General features: G+C 48.2%; 23 protein-coding genes, 4 pseudogenes and 1 other annotated feature. Of the genes and pseudogenes, 11 read left to right on the top strand and 16 right to left on the bottom strand.

All coding sequences use genetic code 11. The features are described from left to right. Nucleotides 1–162: 162 nt before the first annotated feature. From hokD to QUF14_RS05810, 3 genes are all read right to left on the bottom strand, one after another. A complete protein-coding gene (hokD, locus tag QUF14_RS05820; protein ID WP_198958042.1) occupies nt 163–318 on the bottom strand; it encodes a type I toxin-antitoxin system toxin HokD in 156 nt (51 codons plus the stop codon). A 291-nt stretch (nt 319–609) separates the two neighbouring features. After that, on the bottom strand, nt 610–933 hold the full coding sequence (locus QUF14_RS05815; protein ID WP_286333470.1) for a hypothetical protein: 324 nt from the start codon (nt 931–933) through the stop codon (nt 610–612). Nucleotides 934–968: 35 nt separating this feature from the next. Further along, complete coding sequence (locus QUF14_RS05810; RefSeq protein WP_286333532.1) at nt 969–1,127, bottom strand: hypothetical protein; 159 nt, start codon at nt 1,125–1,127, stop codon at nt 969–971. Nucleotides 1,128–1,164: 37 nt separating this feature from the next. Between QUF14_RS05810 and QUF14_RS05805 the strand changes: the two genes are divergently transcribed. Continuing rightward, nucleotides 1,165–2,378 (top strand): IS3 family transposase gene (locus QUF14_RS05805; protein WP_371829233.1). Its coding sequence is split into 2 segments (ribosomal slippage): nt 1,165–1,453 and nt 1,453–2,378, totalling 1,215 coding nucleotides; the frame shifts between segments, so codons are not numbered across the junction. After that, nucleotides 1,446–1,562 (top strand) — a sequence feature (AL1L pseudoknot). (Overlaps the previous gene by 117 nt.) Before the next feature lie 38 nt (nt 2,379–2,416). Here QUF14_RS05805 and QUF14_RS05800 read toward each other — a convergent pair. From QUF14_RS05800 to QUF14_RS05755, 10 genes and pseudogenes are all read right to left on the bottom strand, one after another. Then, nucleotides 2,417–2,494: pseudogene (locus QUF14_RS05800) on the bottom strand (hypothetical protein); the annotation flags it as partial. Between the two features lie 48 nt (nt 2,495–2,542). Further along, nucleotides 2,543–2,899 (bottom strand): hypothetical protein, encoded by a 357-nt coding sequence (locus QUF14_RS05795; protein ID WP_077902809.1) that lies wholly within the window; start codon nt 2,897–2,899, stop codon nt 2,543–2,545. A gap of 139 nt (nt 2,900–3,038) precedes the next feature. Then, a pseudogene (locus QUF14_RS05790) lies at nt 3,039–3,362 on the bottom strand (ead/Ea22-like family protein); the annotation flags it as partial. Next, nucleotides 3,349–3,582, bottom strand: coding sequence for a hypothetical protein (locus tag QUF14_RS05785; RefSeq protein ID WP_000699805.1), 234 nt, complete (start codon nt 3,580–3,582; stop codon nt 3,349–3,351). The gene QUF14_RS05785 and the pseudogene QUF14_RS05790, both read right to left, overlap by 14 nt. Then, complete coding sequence (locus tag QUF14_RS05780; protein ID WP_077630125.1) at nt 3,579–3,833, bottom strand: DNA-binding protein; 255 nt, start codon at nt 3,831–3,833, stop codon at nt 3,579–3,581. Before QUF14_RS05780 ends, QUF14_RS05785 begins: the two co-directional genes overlap by 4 nt. 56 nt (nt 3,834–3,889) lie before the next feature. Next, on the bottom strand, nt 3,890–4,651 hold the full coding sequence (locus tag QUF14_RS05775) for a DUF1627 domain-containing protein (protein ID WP_096987967.1): 762 nt from the start codon (nt 4,649–4,651) through the stop codon (nt 3,890–3,892). A gap of 34 nt (nt 4,652–4,685) precedes the next feature. Then, entirely contained in the window at nt 4,686–5,147 is a 462-nt protein-coding gene (locus QUF14_RS05770; RefSeq protein WP_021502050.1) for a replication protein P, read from the bottom strand. Next, the gene (locus tag QUF14_RS05765; protein ID WP_145960277.1) at nt 5,140–6,180 is read right to left on the bottom strand and encodes a DnaT-like ssDNA-binding domain-containing protein; all 1,041 of its coding nucleotides are present in this window, start codon (nt 6,178–6,180) and stop codon (nt 5,140–5,142) included. The genes QUF14_RS05770 and QUF14_RS05765 overlap by 8 nt, the downstream gene beginning before the upstream one ends. 71 nt (nt 6,181–6,251) lie before the next feature. Next, nucleotides 6,252–6,677: a toxin YdaT family protein gene (locus QUF14_RS05760; RefSeq protein ID WP_000693896.1), complete on the bottom strand. Its 426-nt coding sequence runs from the start codon at nt 6,675–6,677 to the stop codon at nt 6,252–6,254. After that, nucleotides 6,674–6,928 carry a helix-turn-helix transcriptional regulator gene (locus QUF14_RS05755; protein ID WP_075843309.1) on the bottom strand — a complete coding sequence of 85 codons (255 nt, stop codon included), beginning with the start codon at nt 6,926–6,928 and terminating at the stop codon, nt 6,674–6,676. Before QUF14_RS05755 ends, QUF14_RS05760 begins: the two co-directional genes overlap by 4 nt. 79 nt (nt 6,929–7,007) lie before the next feature. Here QUF14_RS05755 and QUF14_RS05750 point away from each other — a divergent pair, with 79 nt between their 5' ends. From QUF14_RS05750 to QUF14_RS05735, 4 genes are all read left to right on the top strand, one after another. Next, the gene (locus QUF14_RS05750) at nt 7,008–7,427 is read left to right on the top strand and encodes a helix-turn-helix domain-containing protein (protein WP_000233320.1); all 420 of its coding nucleotides are present in this window, start codon (nt 7,008–7,010) and stop codon (nt 7,425–7,427) included. 298 nt (nt 7,428–7,725) lie between these two features. Continuing rightward, nucleotides 7,726–7,881 carry a DUF1391 family protein gene (locus QUF14_RS05745; protein WP_050866356.1) on the top strand — a complete coding sequence of 52 codons (156 nt, stop codon included), beginning with the start codon at nt 7,726–7,728 and terminating at the stop codon, nt 7,879–7,881. A gap of 1 nt (nt 7,882) precedes the next feature. Continuing rightward, complete coding sequence (ydfB, locus tag QUF14_RS05740; protein WP_000344891.1) at nt 7,883–8,011, top strand: protein YdfB; 129 nt, start codon at nt 7,883–7,885, stop codon at nt 8,009–8,011. Nucleotides 8,012–8,040: 29 nt separating this feature from the next. Further along, nucleotides 8,041–8,256, top strand: coding sequence for a hypothetical protein (locus QUF14_RS05735; RefSeq protein ID WP_001171961.1), 216 nt, complete (start codon nt 8,041–8,043; stop codon nt 8,254–8,256). 89 nt (nt 8,257–8,345) lie between these two features. Here QUF14_RS05735 and QUF14_RS05730 read toward each other — a convergent pair whose 3' ends face one another. After that, nucleotides 8,346–8,792: a hypothetical protein gene (locus QUF14_RS05730; protein ID WP_075843310.1), complete on the bottom strand. Its 447-nt coding sequence runs from the start codon at nt 8,790–8,792 to the stop codon at nt 8,346–8,348. Between the two features lie 577 nt (nt 8,793–9,369). Between QUF14_RS05730 and dicB the strand changes: the two genes are divergently transcribed. The 5 genes from dicB (at nt 9,370) to QUF14_RS05705 (ending at nt 13,629) form a co-directional block, all read left to right on the top strand. Beyond that, a complete protein-coding gene (gene dicB / locus QUF14_RS05725; protein ID WP_000413705.1) occupies nt 9,370–9,558 on the top strand; it encodes a cell division inhibition protein DicB in 189 nt (62 codons plus the stop codon). Further along, nucleotides 9,555–9,746 carry a DUF1482 family protein gene (locus tag QUF14_RS05720; RefSeq protein ID WP_001098307.1) on the top strand — a complete coding sequence of 64 codons (192 nt, stop codon included), beginning with the start codon at nt 9,555–9,557 and terminating at the stop codon, nt 9,744–9,746. The genes dicB and QUF14_RS05720 overlap by 4 nt, the downstream gene beginning before the upstream one ends. A gap of 93 nt (nt 9,747–9,839) precedes the next feature. Beyond that, nucleotides 9,840–12,323 (top strand): 3'-5' exonuclease, encoded by a 2,484-nt coding sequence (locus tag QUF14_RS05715; protein WP_100733987.1) that lies wholly within the window; start codon nt 9,840–9,842, stop codon nt 12,321–12,323. Nucleotides 12,324–12,389: 66 nt separating this feature from the next. Further along, a complete protein-coding gene (locus tag QUF14_RS05710; RefSeq protein ID WP_000273162.1) occupies nt 12,390–12,641 on the top strand; it encodes a DUF4224 domain-containing protein in 252 nt (83 codons plus the stop codon). Then, entirely contained in the window at nt 12,610–13,629 is a 1,020-nt protein-coding gene (locus tag QUF14_RS05705; RefSeq protein ID WP_001364438.1) for a tyrosine-type recombinase/integrase, read from the top strand. The genes QUF14_RS05710 and QUF14_RS05705 overlap by 32 nt, the downstream gene beginning before the upstream one ends. Nucleotides 13,630–14,090: 461 nt before the next feature. Here QUF14_RS05705 and QUF14_RS05700 read toward each other — a convergent pair. Further along, a pseudogene (locus QUF14_RS05700) lies at nt 14,091–14,291 on the bottom strand (Ail/Lom family outer membrane beta-barrel protein); the annotation flags it as partial. Nucleotides 14,292–14,388: 97 nt separating this feature from the next. Next, nucleotides 14,389–14,787 (bottom strand): hypothetical protein, encoded by a 399-nt coding sequence (locus QUF14_RS05695; RefSeq protein ID WP_157945130.1) that lies wholly within the window; start codon nt 14,785–14,787, stop codon nt 14,389–14,391. Here QUF14_RS05695 and QUF14_RS05690 point away from each other — a divergent pair. Then, nucleotides 14,788–14,909, top strand: a pseudogene (locus QUF14_RS05690) (hypothetical protein); the annotation flags it as partial. Nucleotides 14,910–15,229 lie beyond the last annotated feature (320 nt).

The following is a 15,229-nucleotide window of genomic DNA, read 5'->3' as shown; positions in this document are numbered from 1 at the left end:
GTCTCTGCTGGCGCAGCAGGTGCCAGTTGTTCAGGCTGGCGTGCGAATTGTAAACCAGAATGCACAGAAAAAACAAAACCCGCCGAAGCGGGTTAAGTGCGGGTGCGTTGAGGAAGCCTGACACATCAGAGGTGGCGAGGGAATTCTCCCCCGCCAGGTCTCTTACTCCTCATGTTCGTAAGCTGTGAAGACAGCGACCTCCGTCTGGCCGGTTCGGATTCGTACCTCGCAGAGGTCTTTCCTCGTTACCAGTGCCGTCACTATGACGGTTAAACAGATGACGATCAGGGCGATTAGCATCGCCTTTTGCTGCTTCATAGCCTGCTTCTCCTTGCCTTTCGGCACGTAAGAGGCTAACCTACGTGTGTAGAGCATAGATATGGCCTCAGATTAATGTTAAGCGTCTTGCCGGACGCGTAATGTTAACTGGGGCTTTTCTCTATCTGCCTTTTGGTGTTCATGCCTGAGACAGACAGCCTCAAGCACCCGCAGCAATTCTACTTAACTATCCTTTTCCCGCAAATCGTTTTTATCCCCAGCGGCAAATCGAATACTCCACCAGCGCCACCGCCAGTGCAATTCCTGCCGTTGTGAACGCCTCAGGCCAGGTCATCGTAAAACATCCTCCACGCTTATAAGTCCGTTTCGCTCCAGATAGTCCATCGCTTTATCCGGTAATTTGCAGCCCGGTTTCGCTTTCCTCAGTTGCCAAGCTAACTGCTTTACCAGCATGGTTAACTCGTCGACCAGACGCTGATATCCCACTGGTTTGTATTCATGCAATTTACCAGCTGGCTCTGCTACCAGCGATGCCAGTGCAATTTTGAATAACTCGCCCTCTATCCGTGCCATCCCTGAATTGGGGTGGCATTTCGCAATCTCTATTTTTAATTTGGCTTCTTCGATTAATTGCTCTTTGGTTAATTCAGTCACTTTTCATTACCGCCCTTTCGGGCGGCCTCCTGACATTAATCGTTGTGATAACTCATAGCTTCATTTGCAGCATCAACTGGATCAACATCACACCAGCAATAATTTGGGTCGACACCTTCAGGTGTCCACGGCTCTAATTCATTTTTTGCCGCATTCTCGTCGCCAGTAATTTTAAAATGAACCGCCCCGGAAATCCTGGAGACTAAACTCCCTGAGAAAGAGGTAAACAGGATGACTAAAAATACTCGTTTTTCCCCCGAAGTCCGTCAGCGGGCGATTCGTATGGTTCTGGAAAGTCAGGATGAATATGACTCACAGTGGGCGGCAATTTGTTCCATTGCCCCAAAGATTGGCTGTACGCCGGAGACTCTGCGTGTCTGGGTTCGCCAGCATGAGCGGGATACCGGGGGCGGTGATGGTGGGCTCACCAGCGCTGAACGTCAGCGTCTGAAAGAGCTGGAACGTGAAAATCGTGAACTGCGCCGCAGTAACGATATCCTTCGCCAGGCTTCCGCTTATTTTGCGAAGGCGGAGTTCGACCGCCTCTGGAAAAAATGATGCCACTGCTGGATAAGCTGCGTGAGCAGTACGGGGTCGGACCGGTATGCAGCGAACTGCATATTGCCCCGTCAACGTATTACCATTGTCAGCAACAGCGACATCATCCGGATAAACGCAGTGCCCGTGCGCAGCACGATGACTGGCTGAAGAGAGAGATACAGCGCGTATACGATGAAAATCATCAGGTGTACGGTGTGCGTAAAGTCTGGCGTCAGTTGTTACGGGAAGGAATCAGGGTGGCCAGATGTACAGTGGCGCGCCTCATGGCGGTTATGGGACTTGCCGGTGTTCTCCGGGGTAAAAAGGTCCGCACTACCGTCAGCCGGAAAACCGTTGCCACAGGTGACCGCGTAAACCGTCAGTTCGTGGCAGAACGTCCTGACCAGCTGTGGGTGGCTGATTTTACTTACGTCAGCACATGGCAGGGCTTCGTCTATGTGGCGTTTATCATTGATGTGTTTGCCGGATACATCGTGGGGTGGCGGGTCTCATCGTCTATGGAAACGACATTCGTGCTGGATGCGCTGGAGCAGGCGTTGTGGGCCCGTCGTCCGTCTGGCACCATCCATCACAGCGATAAAGGCTCTCAGTATGTGTCACTGGCCTATACGGAGCGACTAAAAGAAGCCGGATTACTGGCATCAACAGGGAGTACAGGCGACTCGTATGACAACGCGATGGCTGAGAGCATCAATGGTCTTTACAAAGCGGAGGTAATACACCGTAAGAGCTGGAAAAACCGTGCAGAAGTGGAACTGGCCACACTAACGTGGGTGGACTGGTATAACAATCGACGATTGCTGGGAAGGCTGGGCCATACTCCTCCGGCAGAAGCAGAAAAAGCTTATTATGCTTCCATCGGAAACAATGATCTGGCAGCCTGAGTTCACAGATAAAACACTCTCCAGGAAACCCGGGGCGGTTCAAAAATCTGCTCTGAGAACTTTTTCACCCACTCGTTATATTTTTCAGCGTTAATAACTTTCTGTGCGTTTGACATTGATATACCTCCGGTTAAGGATTAAATTTTTAACAGTGCTAAATTTAATTATTCTGTTCTGGATTTTGTCGCCCTGCGTATCCGCGATTTCACGTTACGCTCAATCTGAATTAGCTTTTCTATATTTCTCCGCCTTTCCCGTTCCTCCTGGCGCAAGATCCTTACATCATCTGCCAGTCTGGTTTCTCTTTTCGCCACAGAGAGCATCCAGTCAAATGGCTCCACAACTGCACCGCAGATTTTACAGCGGACCTGACGCTCTTTTTCGTCAACCCGGACAGAGTCGTGATGACAATATGGTCTTTCCGATGGCTCATAAAGAAAATTAACCTGATTACGTGGGTCATCCTCTTTTACCGGAAATAAAACAATATTACTTAACTCATCTTCTGGTTTTATTTCCACGTTAGTCTCCTTTAATACGAATCCCTGCAACACGTAGTGAGTGCTCTAAGTCAGTCCGATGAATCCAGTTGCCATTTTCTTTAGGTATCATCACATGTCGCTCATCAGCATTTATCGGGTGTCCATATCGAAGGTCGAAGCCAGCAGGTAACTGGATTTCCCTCGCCTCCAGTTCTGCAATGCGCTTGTCTTTAGCTTCCAGCTTATCCAGTATCGCCAGCGCAACCTTTGGATTAAAGGCAGCAATAAATTCAGCGTTTGCGTAAGCCTGAGCATCTGTTTCAACCAGGCAGTTAACATGACATTCTGCAATCACGCCACCGGGTTCTCCTTTCCATTTTTGACAAACAAAAACTCCTGTTAAATTGCCATGCTGGTTAACAGACGTATGCCCTACGATGTAGCTTCCTTTAGTTGCTTTCTCTGCCGCCTCTCGCAGTGCCTGACAGTTAATTTCGCTCACTGTTTACCTCCTGTAACGCTACCCGGTACGCCTTCTTTATCCACGCTGTACTGCCATATAACTTCGTCTTCATAAAAAACACACCTGCACGGCTCGCCGATATCCCCGGACAGGCTAACAGTACTGCATCCACCACACGGTTATGCTTCCGGAACTCCATTACAGTACTGCTGATAACCACCTGTCCCACCGGGCCGTAATCCTGATACAGGATTTTCACGCAGACACCCTCCTGTCGAAATAAACGTAGTTATTCACTGTGCGCAGCGGCATTCCAAATTTTCTGGCGATTTCTCTCCTGGACACGCCACGCTGATGCAATTGTCGCGTCAGCTCAATATCACTCTGCGGATATTTTGCTGACTGGTGAAAATCACCACGCAGAATCAGACTTATTCCCATCTCCCGGGCTTTCGTCCTGACCGCCGCCTCACTACGGCCAATCAGACTGCCGATGCTTTTTACCTTCATTGTTCCCGCGCACTGCCGAAGAATAAGGATTTCAGCCCGCACCCAGCCACGCCATCTCACTTCACATCCTCTCTGGAACAATTCATCTGCCGTATAATATCCCGGTACTTGTTCAGCTCCCGCAGCGCGGCGCAGACACGCTCCCACTTCTGGACATGATTTTTCGCCCGACGCAGTTCGCGGTTTGCCAGATGCAGTGATGGTAAAATCAGGTCATCCCCTTGCGTTTCGGTGAGCGATGGTAACGACTGCACCATGTCCGCCACAGTTTCTGTTTTAATATCTTCCTGTGTTGCAGCTTCCTGTACTGGTAACGCAACACCGGCTGGCTGAGGAAAGGCTTTACCATCGGTTTCCGCTACCGATGCAGCTTTCGGCTCTGCTGGTAAATTATCTCCCGGCATGCAGTAGCGAAATTTACCGTTCTGGTTTACGCGTGCCAGACGTCCCGTTGCGGTTACCACCGCCAGCGTGGAAGCAACCTTGCGAGTGCTGACACCGAACTTATCCGCCAGTTCCTCACACGTTTTAGCCCCATCCTGACAGATAAACTCAATCATCATGTCCGCGGTAACTTTTTGTTCGACCTCCCCGGTCAGCACATCCGGTACTTCAGATTGTGCTGGCTGCTCTTCGGTTACCCCGGATTCACCTTCACCAGCCAGAAACCAGGTGTGACCCGTTTTATCAACGACGCCATTTCTTTTCAGTTCCCACAGCTCGTTCAGCACTTCTTCACGACTGATATCAAGTCGCGCAGCCAGTTCTACCGACGTGGCTTTCCCCATTGCTTTCAGTGCATCAAAAACGGTTTCCATTAAAATTTCCTCCCGGTAAAAATTACTTCTCAACTCAAACAAAACCAGCCGCTTTCCGGCGTTCATACTCCTGTTTCAGTAACTCAATCGGTGTTGGCCCCGACGGGCGTTTGGGTGCCGCCAGTTGTCGCCGGACTGGCGGAACGCTCAGGCCGTTACTAACATGCTTTGCCCATTTCGTCAGTTGCCGTTCTGCAAGCCGTTTTAATTCCCCTTCGGTCATCTGGCGCTCAATCCCCTTTGAACGCATCTCGAGACAAATGTGATACAGCACAGGCTGAGACCACGGGTATTTATCGCTCCCGTCGTATCGCCAGGACTCGTTGCGCCAGCGGCGGTACTCCTCCATCACAGCATCCACCGTCAGACCGAATGGATTGGCTCCGCTTTCCGAAATCAGCGCCACAAACTCAGCCAGGTCCGGAGGCCATGTTTCACCCGCCCGGCAGCGGTCCATGCACTGGCGGCAGACCTGGCGGATTTGCTGCTCAGTCATCGCACCAATCTGTGCAATCCAGAGCTTCGAAGGTGTGGCCCCGTTCTTCTGGGTCCAGCGGTTCGAATAAACCTCCCCCATGAGTTCCCACAGCTTCCAGGCCGTTTCCGTCGCTGATAAATCCGTTTTCACGTTCCCACTGCTCACGTGCTGCCCGAATTTCCTGAACTGCCCGTGATGCGGTGCCACCTGGTGCTGCTGCATGGTTCACCCCCTTGCTGACTGGTTTAACCTGTGCCCTGACGTGATTTACGTGACGGGCGAATTTCTGCTCCCACTGAACCTGCGTGAAAACTTTCCCCTCCGCTGCCCAGTAATCCCGGAAGGCGGCAAGTTCAGCAGGTGTAAATTCCGGCTCCGGCAGAGCCACTCCCCACAACGCAGCCCGTCGTCGAAAATCCCGTGACGGATACCAGCTATCGGTCATCGGAAATTTCCCGATGGGTTCGCTCAGTCCTTCCAGGTAATCAGGTTCCGCTGTCTGCAACGGCACACCATTCAACTCACTGGTCGGAGCACTCTCTCGCGCGCGCGCGTTATGTGTGGGGTTTAATTCTCTATCTGTATCTTTATCTGTCGTGACTCGTCGTGACATGTCGTGACATATGCGTGACTCGTCGTGGCCCCCCTCATTCTGTTTTCGTAATTTTTCCCTCTCGCGCTGCGCTCTCTTGCGCTCTGCCGGAGATTTCGCGGTTTGAGAAACGTTACCGTTGTCCTCTTTCAGTACCTGGCGTTTTTCCCATCCAGTGATTAAATCTCCATCAAGCACCCGCCCCTGCATTGCCTGTAAAATTGAATCAATTACTTCTTCCGTCACATCAAGCGCACTTGCTAAATCTTCCGTCGTGACATCAATGTGACCACGTAGTGACACGCCGTGACATGTCGTGACATTTCGTGACGCGCTCACCAGAAGGTGGATATACACAGCCATCACTGTTGCGATTGGCTGTCCTGACACCCTGGAAATTGTTCGCCACTTAGGATCATTTGGCATGTCATGCCATAATCTGAGCCAGGCGTTAGCCATTCTCACCTCTTCTGATACCGAATCTTTTTACTCACGAATTGCCGGAAGCGATTCGATATGGCTATTGTCAGTCAATGTACTGCCACAGCATTTCCTGCCGGGCCACCACGGTTCATCTGATTGAAACCGGCGATTGCCACTGCGACAAAATCATCAGCGTCTCTCACCAGTCGCTCCCGCATCTCCACCAGCTCCCGAAAATAAGCTGAACTGTGGCTGCGCATTCTGGCCACCAGCAGAGGCGGCATTGCTTTTTCGATAGCTGGTAACAACGCCTGAATTTTTTTAACCGCATCAGGGGTGTCTTTCTCCACCCAGCGGAAAATTTTCTGAGTATTGCGAGCCAGGGCTTCCGGATGGCTGTCGTCATACAGTTCCGGGAACGTCATACCCAGTTCAAAATAAGCCCGGGTTATTCCAGCTGCTGGAACTTTTTCTCCATCAGAACGCGCCCAGGCATTCATCGCCATGCGGATGTGTTCATGCTTGATTTTCATGAATCAACTCCCAACAGCTTTTTCGTAGTAGTTTTATTTCTGCCAATAGTTAAAATTGCATCGGCAGAAAATAATCCGTTTGATGCATGAGCGATTTTTTCAGCATAATTTGTTTCGCCAGTATATTCAGTGCGAGGCAATTTTCCGTTATCCATCCATTTGTAGATTGCTCTTTGGCTGACACCACAAACGTTGGCCACAACAGAAACGCGAACAGTTTTGATTACATCTTCAAGTGTTTTCTGGTTCATATCACCCTCACAATGTGAACTTTGAGTACATGCTATAACAGAACTGACAGTACATTCAAGAGCGAATATCATTGAACTTATGGTTCATGAAGATAAAGCGCGTAAAGAGTTCGCCAGTAGGCTTGCGCTAGCCTGTGAAAACGCTGGTTATGAACAACATGGAAGGCAGGCAGAAATTGCCCGTCGAATGAAATTAACACCAAAAGCGGTTAGCAAATGGTTTAATGGCGAAACAATTCCTCGCCGAGAGAAATTAAGGGAATTAGCAACACTCATTGGAACAACACCAACCTATCTTTTGGGAGAGGATACAGAAGAAAGTGGACAGGTACGTTTCTATCAGGAGTTAAATCCAAGACAAAAAATCATCATTGATCTTCTGGACGAACTCCCTGACAGTGAGACAGATGAACTTTTAAAAACTCTTGAGGAGAAAAAACAAAAGTACAATGCAATTTACGAAGAGTTAGCACGAAAGAAAAAACAAAAAGCCTCTTAAACCAGCATAAATCCGGTAGCGTCCCCCTCCGGGTTTGTGCTTCACTTTTTCCCATCTCATTTTTTTACACATAAAATGTACTCAAAGTACTTTACAACACTGAACATAAAGTACATTATATACATACCAACCCACCCCGCCCCACAGAACGCAGGGCAATACTTCGAGTTACCAGGCAGTGGTCAGGGGTTAAGTAGCCAGCCCGAGGCGTAAGAACATGACGGCAGGGTTCAACTTTAATAACTATGCAGCAGGTTTTTGTTCCGCTACCCCGGCGTTAAGGGGAAATGAGGTCAGCATGGATACTATCGATCTTGGCAACAACGAATCTCTGGTGTACGGCGTGTTTCCCAACCAGGACGGCACGTTCACCGCGATGACGTATACCAGAAGCAAAACGTTTAAAACCGAAGCTGGCGCGCGTCGCTGGCTGGAAAGAAATTCAGGTGAGTGATATGGATTTCGACGCAATCATGGAAAAGGCTTACGAAGAATACTTCGAAGGCCTTGCCGAAGGCGAAGAAGCTCTCAGCTTCAGTGAGTTTAAACAGGCGCTTTCCAGTTCGGCAAAATCTAACGACTGATAAGCGAAGCGGCACCGCGAGGAATCAGTATGCAGAAACGAGAACCCGTCATCATCGCACCAGACTATACCGAGGATGAAATTTACGAATGGATGTGCGGAAAGATACGCGCCATTAATGACCTGAAGCAGGCCGCTGACTACAAAGAGCGCCTCTCTAAAGAACTGGTGTCAGCGGAGCAGGATATTACCACTCTGGCAAAAAGCGCGGCATTAAACGTTTCGCGAGTGATTGAAAACTACTGACCAATGAGCTCAAGTAGTTCTCCGCAGATGAAGTGCGTGCGCCGGACACGGATAAACCTCCGGCATGCTCTTTAACAATCTGGATATTCCTAACCACAAAGAAATCGCATCAATTTGGATTTTGTGGGCAACTTCTCTTGTTGTTCGATGGAGACGCCTATTTTGATCTGTGTTTTTAAGATCGCAATATCTTTAAGTGATGACCAAATATGATCATCTGTTTTTTCCAGAGTTTTTAACTGAATTTTTAATTCCGAATCAGAATATTTTTCTGCATCATCAAAAAGCTGCAAATATTCTGCGGATTTTCTCATGGCATTACCTGACTTTTGTCCGAATCCATAAATCGTTTGGACGGTTGCGATCACAACAATAAAAACGCCAGAAATTTCCGGAATGAATCCGCCAATGACAGATGAACCGAAGATAATACTCACTACTGAGAGAAGTTTATCGAGACAACCAGTCGCTACAGAAAACAGTTGCTCAAGAAAATAGCCATATAAAATTCTGTCAAGAATATCATCCCGGTCCATACACCATCACCTGCTTGTGCTCTTTGCTCTGTCATATGATTTCCTTGGATCGTTGGGGATATCCAGATTATACAGATTTCCTGTCGTTGGGGAATGACGGAAACCACCTCGCCTGACGTGGTTAAAAGCAGGCACACAACACGAAAGCGCACGGCGAAGTTCGTCTCACTGCACGGTGTCGTTAAATTTAATTCGACCGTGCGCTTCCGGTTGTGGCGACCCGCGAAATGGCGCGGCGGTAAGTATGGCGGGGGTGGGAGGGACGCCTTTCCCCGTTGAGGACACCGGGTTGTCAGGTTGACCATACGCTTAAGTGACAACCCCGCTACAACGCCCTCTGTTATCAATATTCTGGTGACATTTGGCGGTATCAGTTTTACTCCGTGACTGCTCTGCCGCCCTTTTTTAAAAGTGAATTTTGTGATGCGGTGAATGCGGCTCAGCGCACGCGGAACAGTTAAAACCAAAAACAGTGTTATGGGTGGATTCTCTGTATCCGGCGTTAATTGTTAACTGGTTAACGTCACCTGGAGGCACCAGGCACCGCATCACAAAATTCATTGTTGAGGACGCGATAATGGAAAAGTTATCATGTAATGCCAGCACGTCTGAACTTCGTTTCGAAATTGGCGTTATCACTGGAGACAAAACATTTATTGAAGACGCCATTAAGCAGAGAAAACTCGAGCAGGACCTGTTAAATGAAGTATGCATTCCTTCAATGCTGGCTCGTCTGGACCTGCTGCAAAAAGGATATAAACAATGAATACAACATTTGCACTCGTTCTGACAGTTTATCTTGTTTCCGGCGAATCTCTTGAGCTGGTGACTGGCTTATACGGTTCAATGAAAGAATGCATGGCTGCAGCAGCAGAACAAAAAATTCCCGGTAACTGTTATCCGGTAGATAAAACTACTCACACTAATAATAACGAAATACCGGCAGGACTTTAAAACAGCACCGTAATTAATATCCGGTTTCATTTTTATATGCCAGCAATGGCAGGGATTTGTTCACCCTTAAATCTGTAATGAGGTTAAAACAAAATGAGTAAAGTCTTTATTTGCGCCGCCATTCCGGACGAACAGGCAATAAAAGAAGAGGGCGCAGTTGCTGTAGCCACTGCCATTGAAGCCGGTGATGAACGCCGCGCCCGTGCCAAATTTACCTGGCAATTCCTGGAGCAATATCCTGCTGCTCAGGACTGCGCTTATAAATTTCTTGTCTGCGAAGATAAACCCGGCATGCCCCGCCCTGCTATCGACTCCTGGGATACCGAATATATGCAGGAAAACCGCTGGGATGAGGAATCCGCTTCCTTTATTCCGGTCGAACCAGAATCCGATCCTATTAACGTCAATTTTGACAAGCTATCCCTTGAAGTACAGAACGCGGTCCTGGTTAAGTTCGGTACATGTGAAAACATCACCGTTGATATGGCGATTGACGCGCAGGAATTACTGCAAGAAGACGTGGCTACCTTTGACGGGCATATCGTTGAAGCATTGATGAAAACGCCTGAAATTAACGCTATGTATCCGGAACGCAAACTGTTCGCTATCGGATGGGTTAAACACAAATGTAAGCCGGGTACCAAATGGCCCGAAATTCAGGCTGAATTACGTAACTGGAAAAAACGGCAGGACGCAGAGCGCAAAGAGACTGGAAAATACACGTCTGTTGTTGATCTTGCCCGCGCCAAAGCCAACCGACAGCACACTGAAAACCCAGCAGAAAAAATCCCTCCTGTAACTGCCGCCATTCATCGCGAATACAAGCAGACATGGAAAACCCTGGGCAGGGAGCTGGCCTACTATCTCTGGCCTGGTGATGCGGATGCCGGAAACATTGACGGCAGCATCCTTCGCTGGGCTAAAAATGAAGTTATCGCCAGAGATCGCGAAGACTGGAAGCGCATCTCCGCATCAATGCGCAAACAACCTGATGCGCTTCGCTACAGCCGCCAGACTATTTTTGGCCTTGTCCGTGAACGCCCGATCGACATTCACAAAGATCCCGTGGCACTGAACAAATACATCACTGAATACCTGACTACAAAGGGCGTGTTTGAAGATGACGAAGGAACAAATCAGGGCACAGCTAATACTCTCTCGTCGCCAGTACCAGAAACTGACGCAGTGGAAACGGCAATTCAGGACAACGAAAAAACCGAATGCAAAGTGGAAGTCGAATCATCTGTAGAGCGTGAGGGGCCGTTCTACTTCCTCTTCACCGACAAGGATGGCGAAAAATACGGTCGTGCAAACAAACTTTCTGGTCTGAATAAGGCGCTGGCTGCAGGGGCTACTGAAATCACGAAAGAAGAATATTTTGCCCGCAAAAACGGTACATACTCAGGTTCACAACAAAATACTGGTGCATCTGACACGATCGCACAACCGGAGCCGGTAAAAGTTACCGCTGACGAAGTAAACAAATTTATGCAGGCAGCCAATATCAGCCAGCCTGACGCCGATAAGTTGCTTGCTGTATCACGTGGTGAATTTGTTGCAGGGATTAGCGACCCGAATGATCCGAAATGGGTGAAGGGGATTGAAACCCGCGATTCAGTGAATCAGTACCAGCAAGAAACGGAACAGAACGACCAGAAAGCGGAACAAAACAGCCCAAATGCGTTACAAAACGAGCCAGAAACGAAACAACCTGAGCCAGTAGCGCAACAGGAAGCGGAAAAAGTCTGCACCGCCTGCGGTCAGACCGGCGGCGGCAACTGCCCTGATTGTGGTGCGGTGATGGGCGACGCAACATACCAGGAAACATTCGATGAAGAGAATCAGGTTGAAGTTCAGGGAAATGATCCGGAGGAAATGGAAGGCGCTGAACATCCACACAAGGAGAATGCTGGCAGCGCTCAGGACCACGCCAGCGATAATGAAACTGGCGAGACGGCAGATCCCTTAATTGCGGTGAACGGTCATCACGTTATCACATCCACCAGCAGAGTGTGGTACCACCTGATGATCGACCTTGAAACAATGGGAACCAACACCAATGCGCCCATCGTGGTTATTGGTGCGGTTTTCTTCGACCCAAAAACAGGGGAAATCGGGCCAGTATTTTATATCGTTATCAGTCTGACTGACGCAATGAATACAGGGGCTGTTCCTGACGGTGGAACCATCGAATGGTGGCTGAAGCAGTCCAGTGAAGCCAGAGCTGCCATTTTAACAGACCAGGTAAAACTGAAGGATGCCCTTTCGCGGTTTCGGGAGTTCATCAACGAATACTCAGATGAAAAATTCGTTCAGGTATGGGGTAATGGTGCAACTTTCGATAACGCAATTTTGCGCACCTCATACGAACGTCTGGACATCCCCTGCCCGTGGCGCTACCACAACGATCGCGATGTACGCACAATCGTTGAGCTGGGAAAAACAATCGACTTTGATGCCAGAACCGTTATTCCATTCGAAGGCGTGCACCACAATGCACTGGATGACGCCCGTCACCAGGCAAAATACGTTACAGCTACGATACAAAAACTGATCCCGAGTCAGGCTGATTTTTAATGTTCAACCCTGATCGCCGCCTCCGAATTATATTGGCGGCGGTCATGCTGTAAGACACGTGACCACATGTATGAATTAACTCTATCGCCAGCAGAGATTCAAGAGATCACGAAATACAAGCGATACACAAGACAGCAACACCAGTTAAGACTGCACGGCATCCCATTTTTAATCGGGCCTAAAAACGAGCCGATAGTTCTACGCTGTGATATTCCACGTGGACTAACAGCAATGTCAAAAGTATCTGAACTGGTTTCTGCTGAACCCGATTTTGAGGCACTGAATAATGGGAAGACCAAGAAAAGACAAAAAAGATAATGTACTGCCACCGCGCGTTAGATCGAATGGTTACAGTTACGTATGGAAGCCCAAAGGAAGCACAAGGACGATAAAGCTCGGAAGAGTGCGGGAAACCAGCGTGGCTAAAGTCTGGCAAAATTATGAACTGGAAAAGGCAAAACTCCACGACATAATGACCGTAGCTAAATTATGGCACATGTTTATGGACTCCCCTGCATTTACAGAACTGGCCCCCCGAACCCAAAAAGATTATCGGCAACATCAAAGGGCATTACTGGCGGTATTCGGGAAAATGCTTGCTGATAATGTAAAAATTGAGCAGGTAAGAATTTTCATGGATAAGCGGGGGCTTGAGAGCAAGACCCAGGCAAACCATGAACTGGCAAGTCTGAGTCGCGTATACGGATGGGGATATGAGCGTGGGTATGTGAAAAATAATCCATGCAAAGGAGTCAGAAAATTCACGCTTAAAGCCCGTACTGTTTACATCACCGATGAACAGTATGCTGCGATATATGCGGAAGCAATTCCACAGTTACGCATTGCAATGGAGATATCCTATCTCTGTGCGGCAAGGCTCGGTGATGTGCTCGAGCTGAAATGGCAGGATATTATGGACAAAGGGATTTACATTGAACAAAACAAGACCGGCACCAAACAAATCAAGGAATGGTCTCCACGATTACGTACGGCGATCCAGTTAGCCCGAAATGTATCTTCCGGCACATGCGAGTATGTGATCAACACAACCAAAGGCGGGAAGGTCATAGCTAAAACGCTGAACAACTGGTGGAATCAGGCTAAACGTGCAGCCGAGCAAAAAGCCGGGGTTCCGTTTGGGTGCAACTTCCATGACATAAAAGCCAAAGGAATTTCAGATTACGAAGGCAGCAGTCGCGACAAACAAATTTTCAGTGGACACAAAACAGAAAATCAGGTGTTGATTTACGATCGTAAAACCAAAATCACGCCAACACTGGATTTGCCGCTTGTGGTCAGTAAGTAGACAATCCAGAAAATTTTCTGGCAAAAGACCTGGTATATTAACTCTGAATAACTCCCTAACATCTTGATTTTTCTTGGTGTTAAGTCTGATTAATTTTTCGGCTATTTTGCGTATTATACTGATTTTTCTTTATTTTTCTTCGGTCTTGAAAACCGGCGACCCGAAAGGGTTCCAGAGTTCGAATCTCTGCGCTTCCGCCAAATAAGATAAGGGGTTACCAAATGGTAACCCCTTAGTTTTTTAGAGCCTGGTATATTTTCAGCTCTCAATGCCAACAACAATTTTTACAACCACACCAGATCTCTACTCTCCAAAAAAGTCTCAATACCCCCTCCCTGACAAAATGCGAACAACATCACTTCACTAATCAGCCTGACATCGCATGCTTAGCAAGCTAATTACGAATCCCCGGAGAAGGTGGAAACACGGCTGTAAGCCACACCCGCCATCATGCTGAATTAGCAGTTACGCACGGAGTCTTCATGCCAGCGGGTATAACTGTAACGGGTAAGCAGGCGATTCCTGTCTCCTGCATAGCTGAATGACGTCACCAGCCCCAGCGTGTCCGTAAATTCATAGCGGTATTTCACATTGAACCCGGTTAAATCATCACTGCCGGACATATCAGAACGGGCATGAAGATACCCGGCACTCAGTTTTGCCGGTAGTTGTGGCATCTTCATCGTGTTTACGCCTTCGACATCCAGATAACCGTCACTGCATTACCTGAAACCGACACCGTCACGGGTGTCCCCGCATTCAGCCTGAATACTTTGATCCAGATTGCGATGCAGACTGGTCTGTAACTGTCGTCACCATACCCCGGATTTCTGCCGCTCCAGACACTGTCTGTATCCTCGAAAGGATCGCAGAGAAAACTGGTGTTTGCTCGTTACCGTTAAAGTACAGGTGTTCAGCACTACCCAGCATCACCAGATTCATGGTAAATACCTGGGCAGGTATATACACACTGTTACCGTTAAGCACATACGTATTCGCAATATCTCCGGTTACACGGAGAATCAAAAGAGGGGAACCGCAGCCCGCAAAACGAAAAAGGCCACGCAGTTGCGCAGCCTCATAAATTGTGGTTGAAATCCGTTCGCCTATAAAAAAGCCCCTCCGGAGAGGGGCAGGTATACTCATCACTTTCATCATCTGCATGGCGCCGGGTGTCACCCGGTGAGTTCAGTATCAGCACCTGAATCCGCGATTATCCATATTCCTGCTTGCTGATTGCCCCTCCGCACAGGGGGATTCATCATGCGAAATTATTTTTAACAAAACGACGGGTTATTCTCCAGTACCCAACATAATTAAATGTGATGTTTTTAACACTTTTAAAGATTTTAACTTAGTAGTTATTATTTTTAATACTCACCCCCGTCTTTATAGCGAATTTATATTTTCGTTTGCGCCACTCTGTTTTAATACCCAAAAAAAATATCAATTATCGATAAAAATATAGTAAACAAATAAACACACTCCGAAAGAACCAATAACTATCATCGCTAATGCCAGCATAAATAGTTGTTGTACGCTTATTTTCACCGATGAAAGGTAACGCATAAAAGTGCTCAACATACAGTACTAATAATCC

Source organism: Escherichia sp. HH091_1A (genome assembly GCF_030295175.1).
In the GTDB taxonomy this organism is placed as follows: Bacteria; Pseudomonadota; Gammaproteobacteria; order Enterobacterales; family Enterobacteriaceae; genus Escherichia; species Escherichia coli_F.
This window is presented reverse-complemented; position numbering and strand designations above follow the sequence as displayed.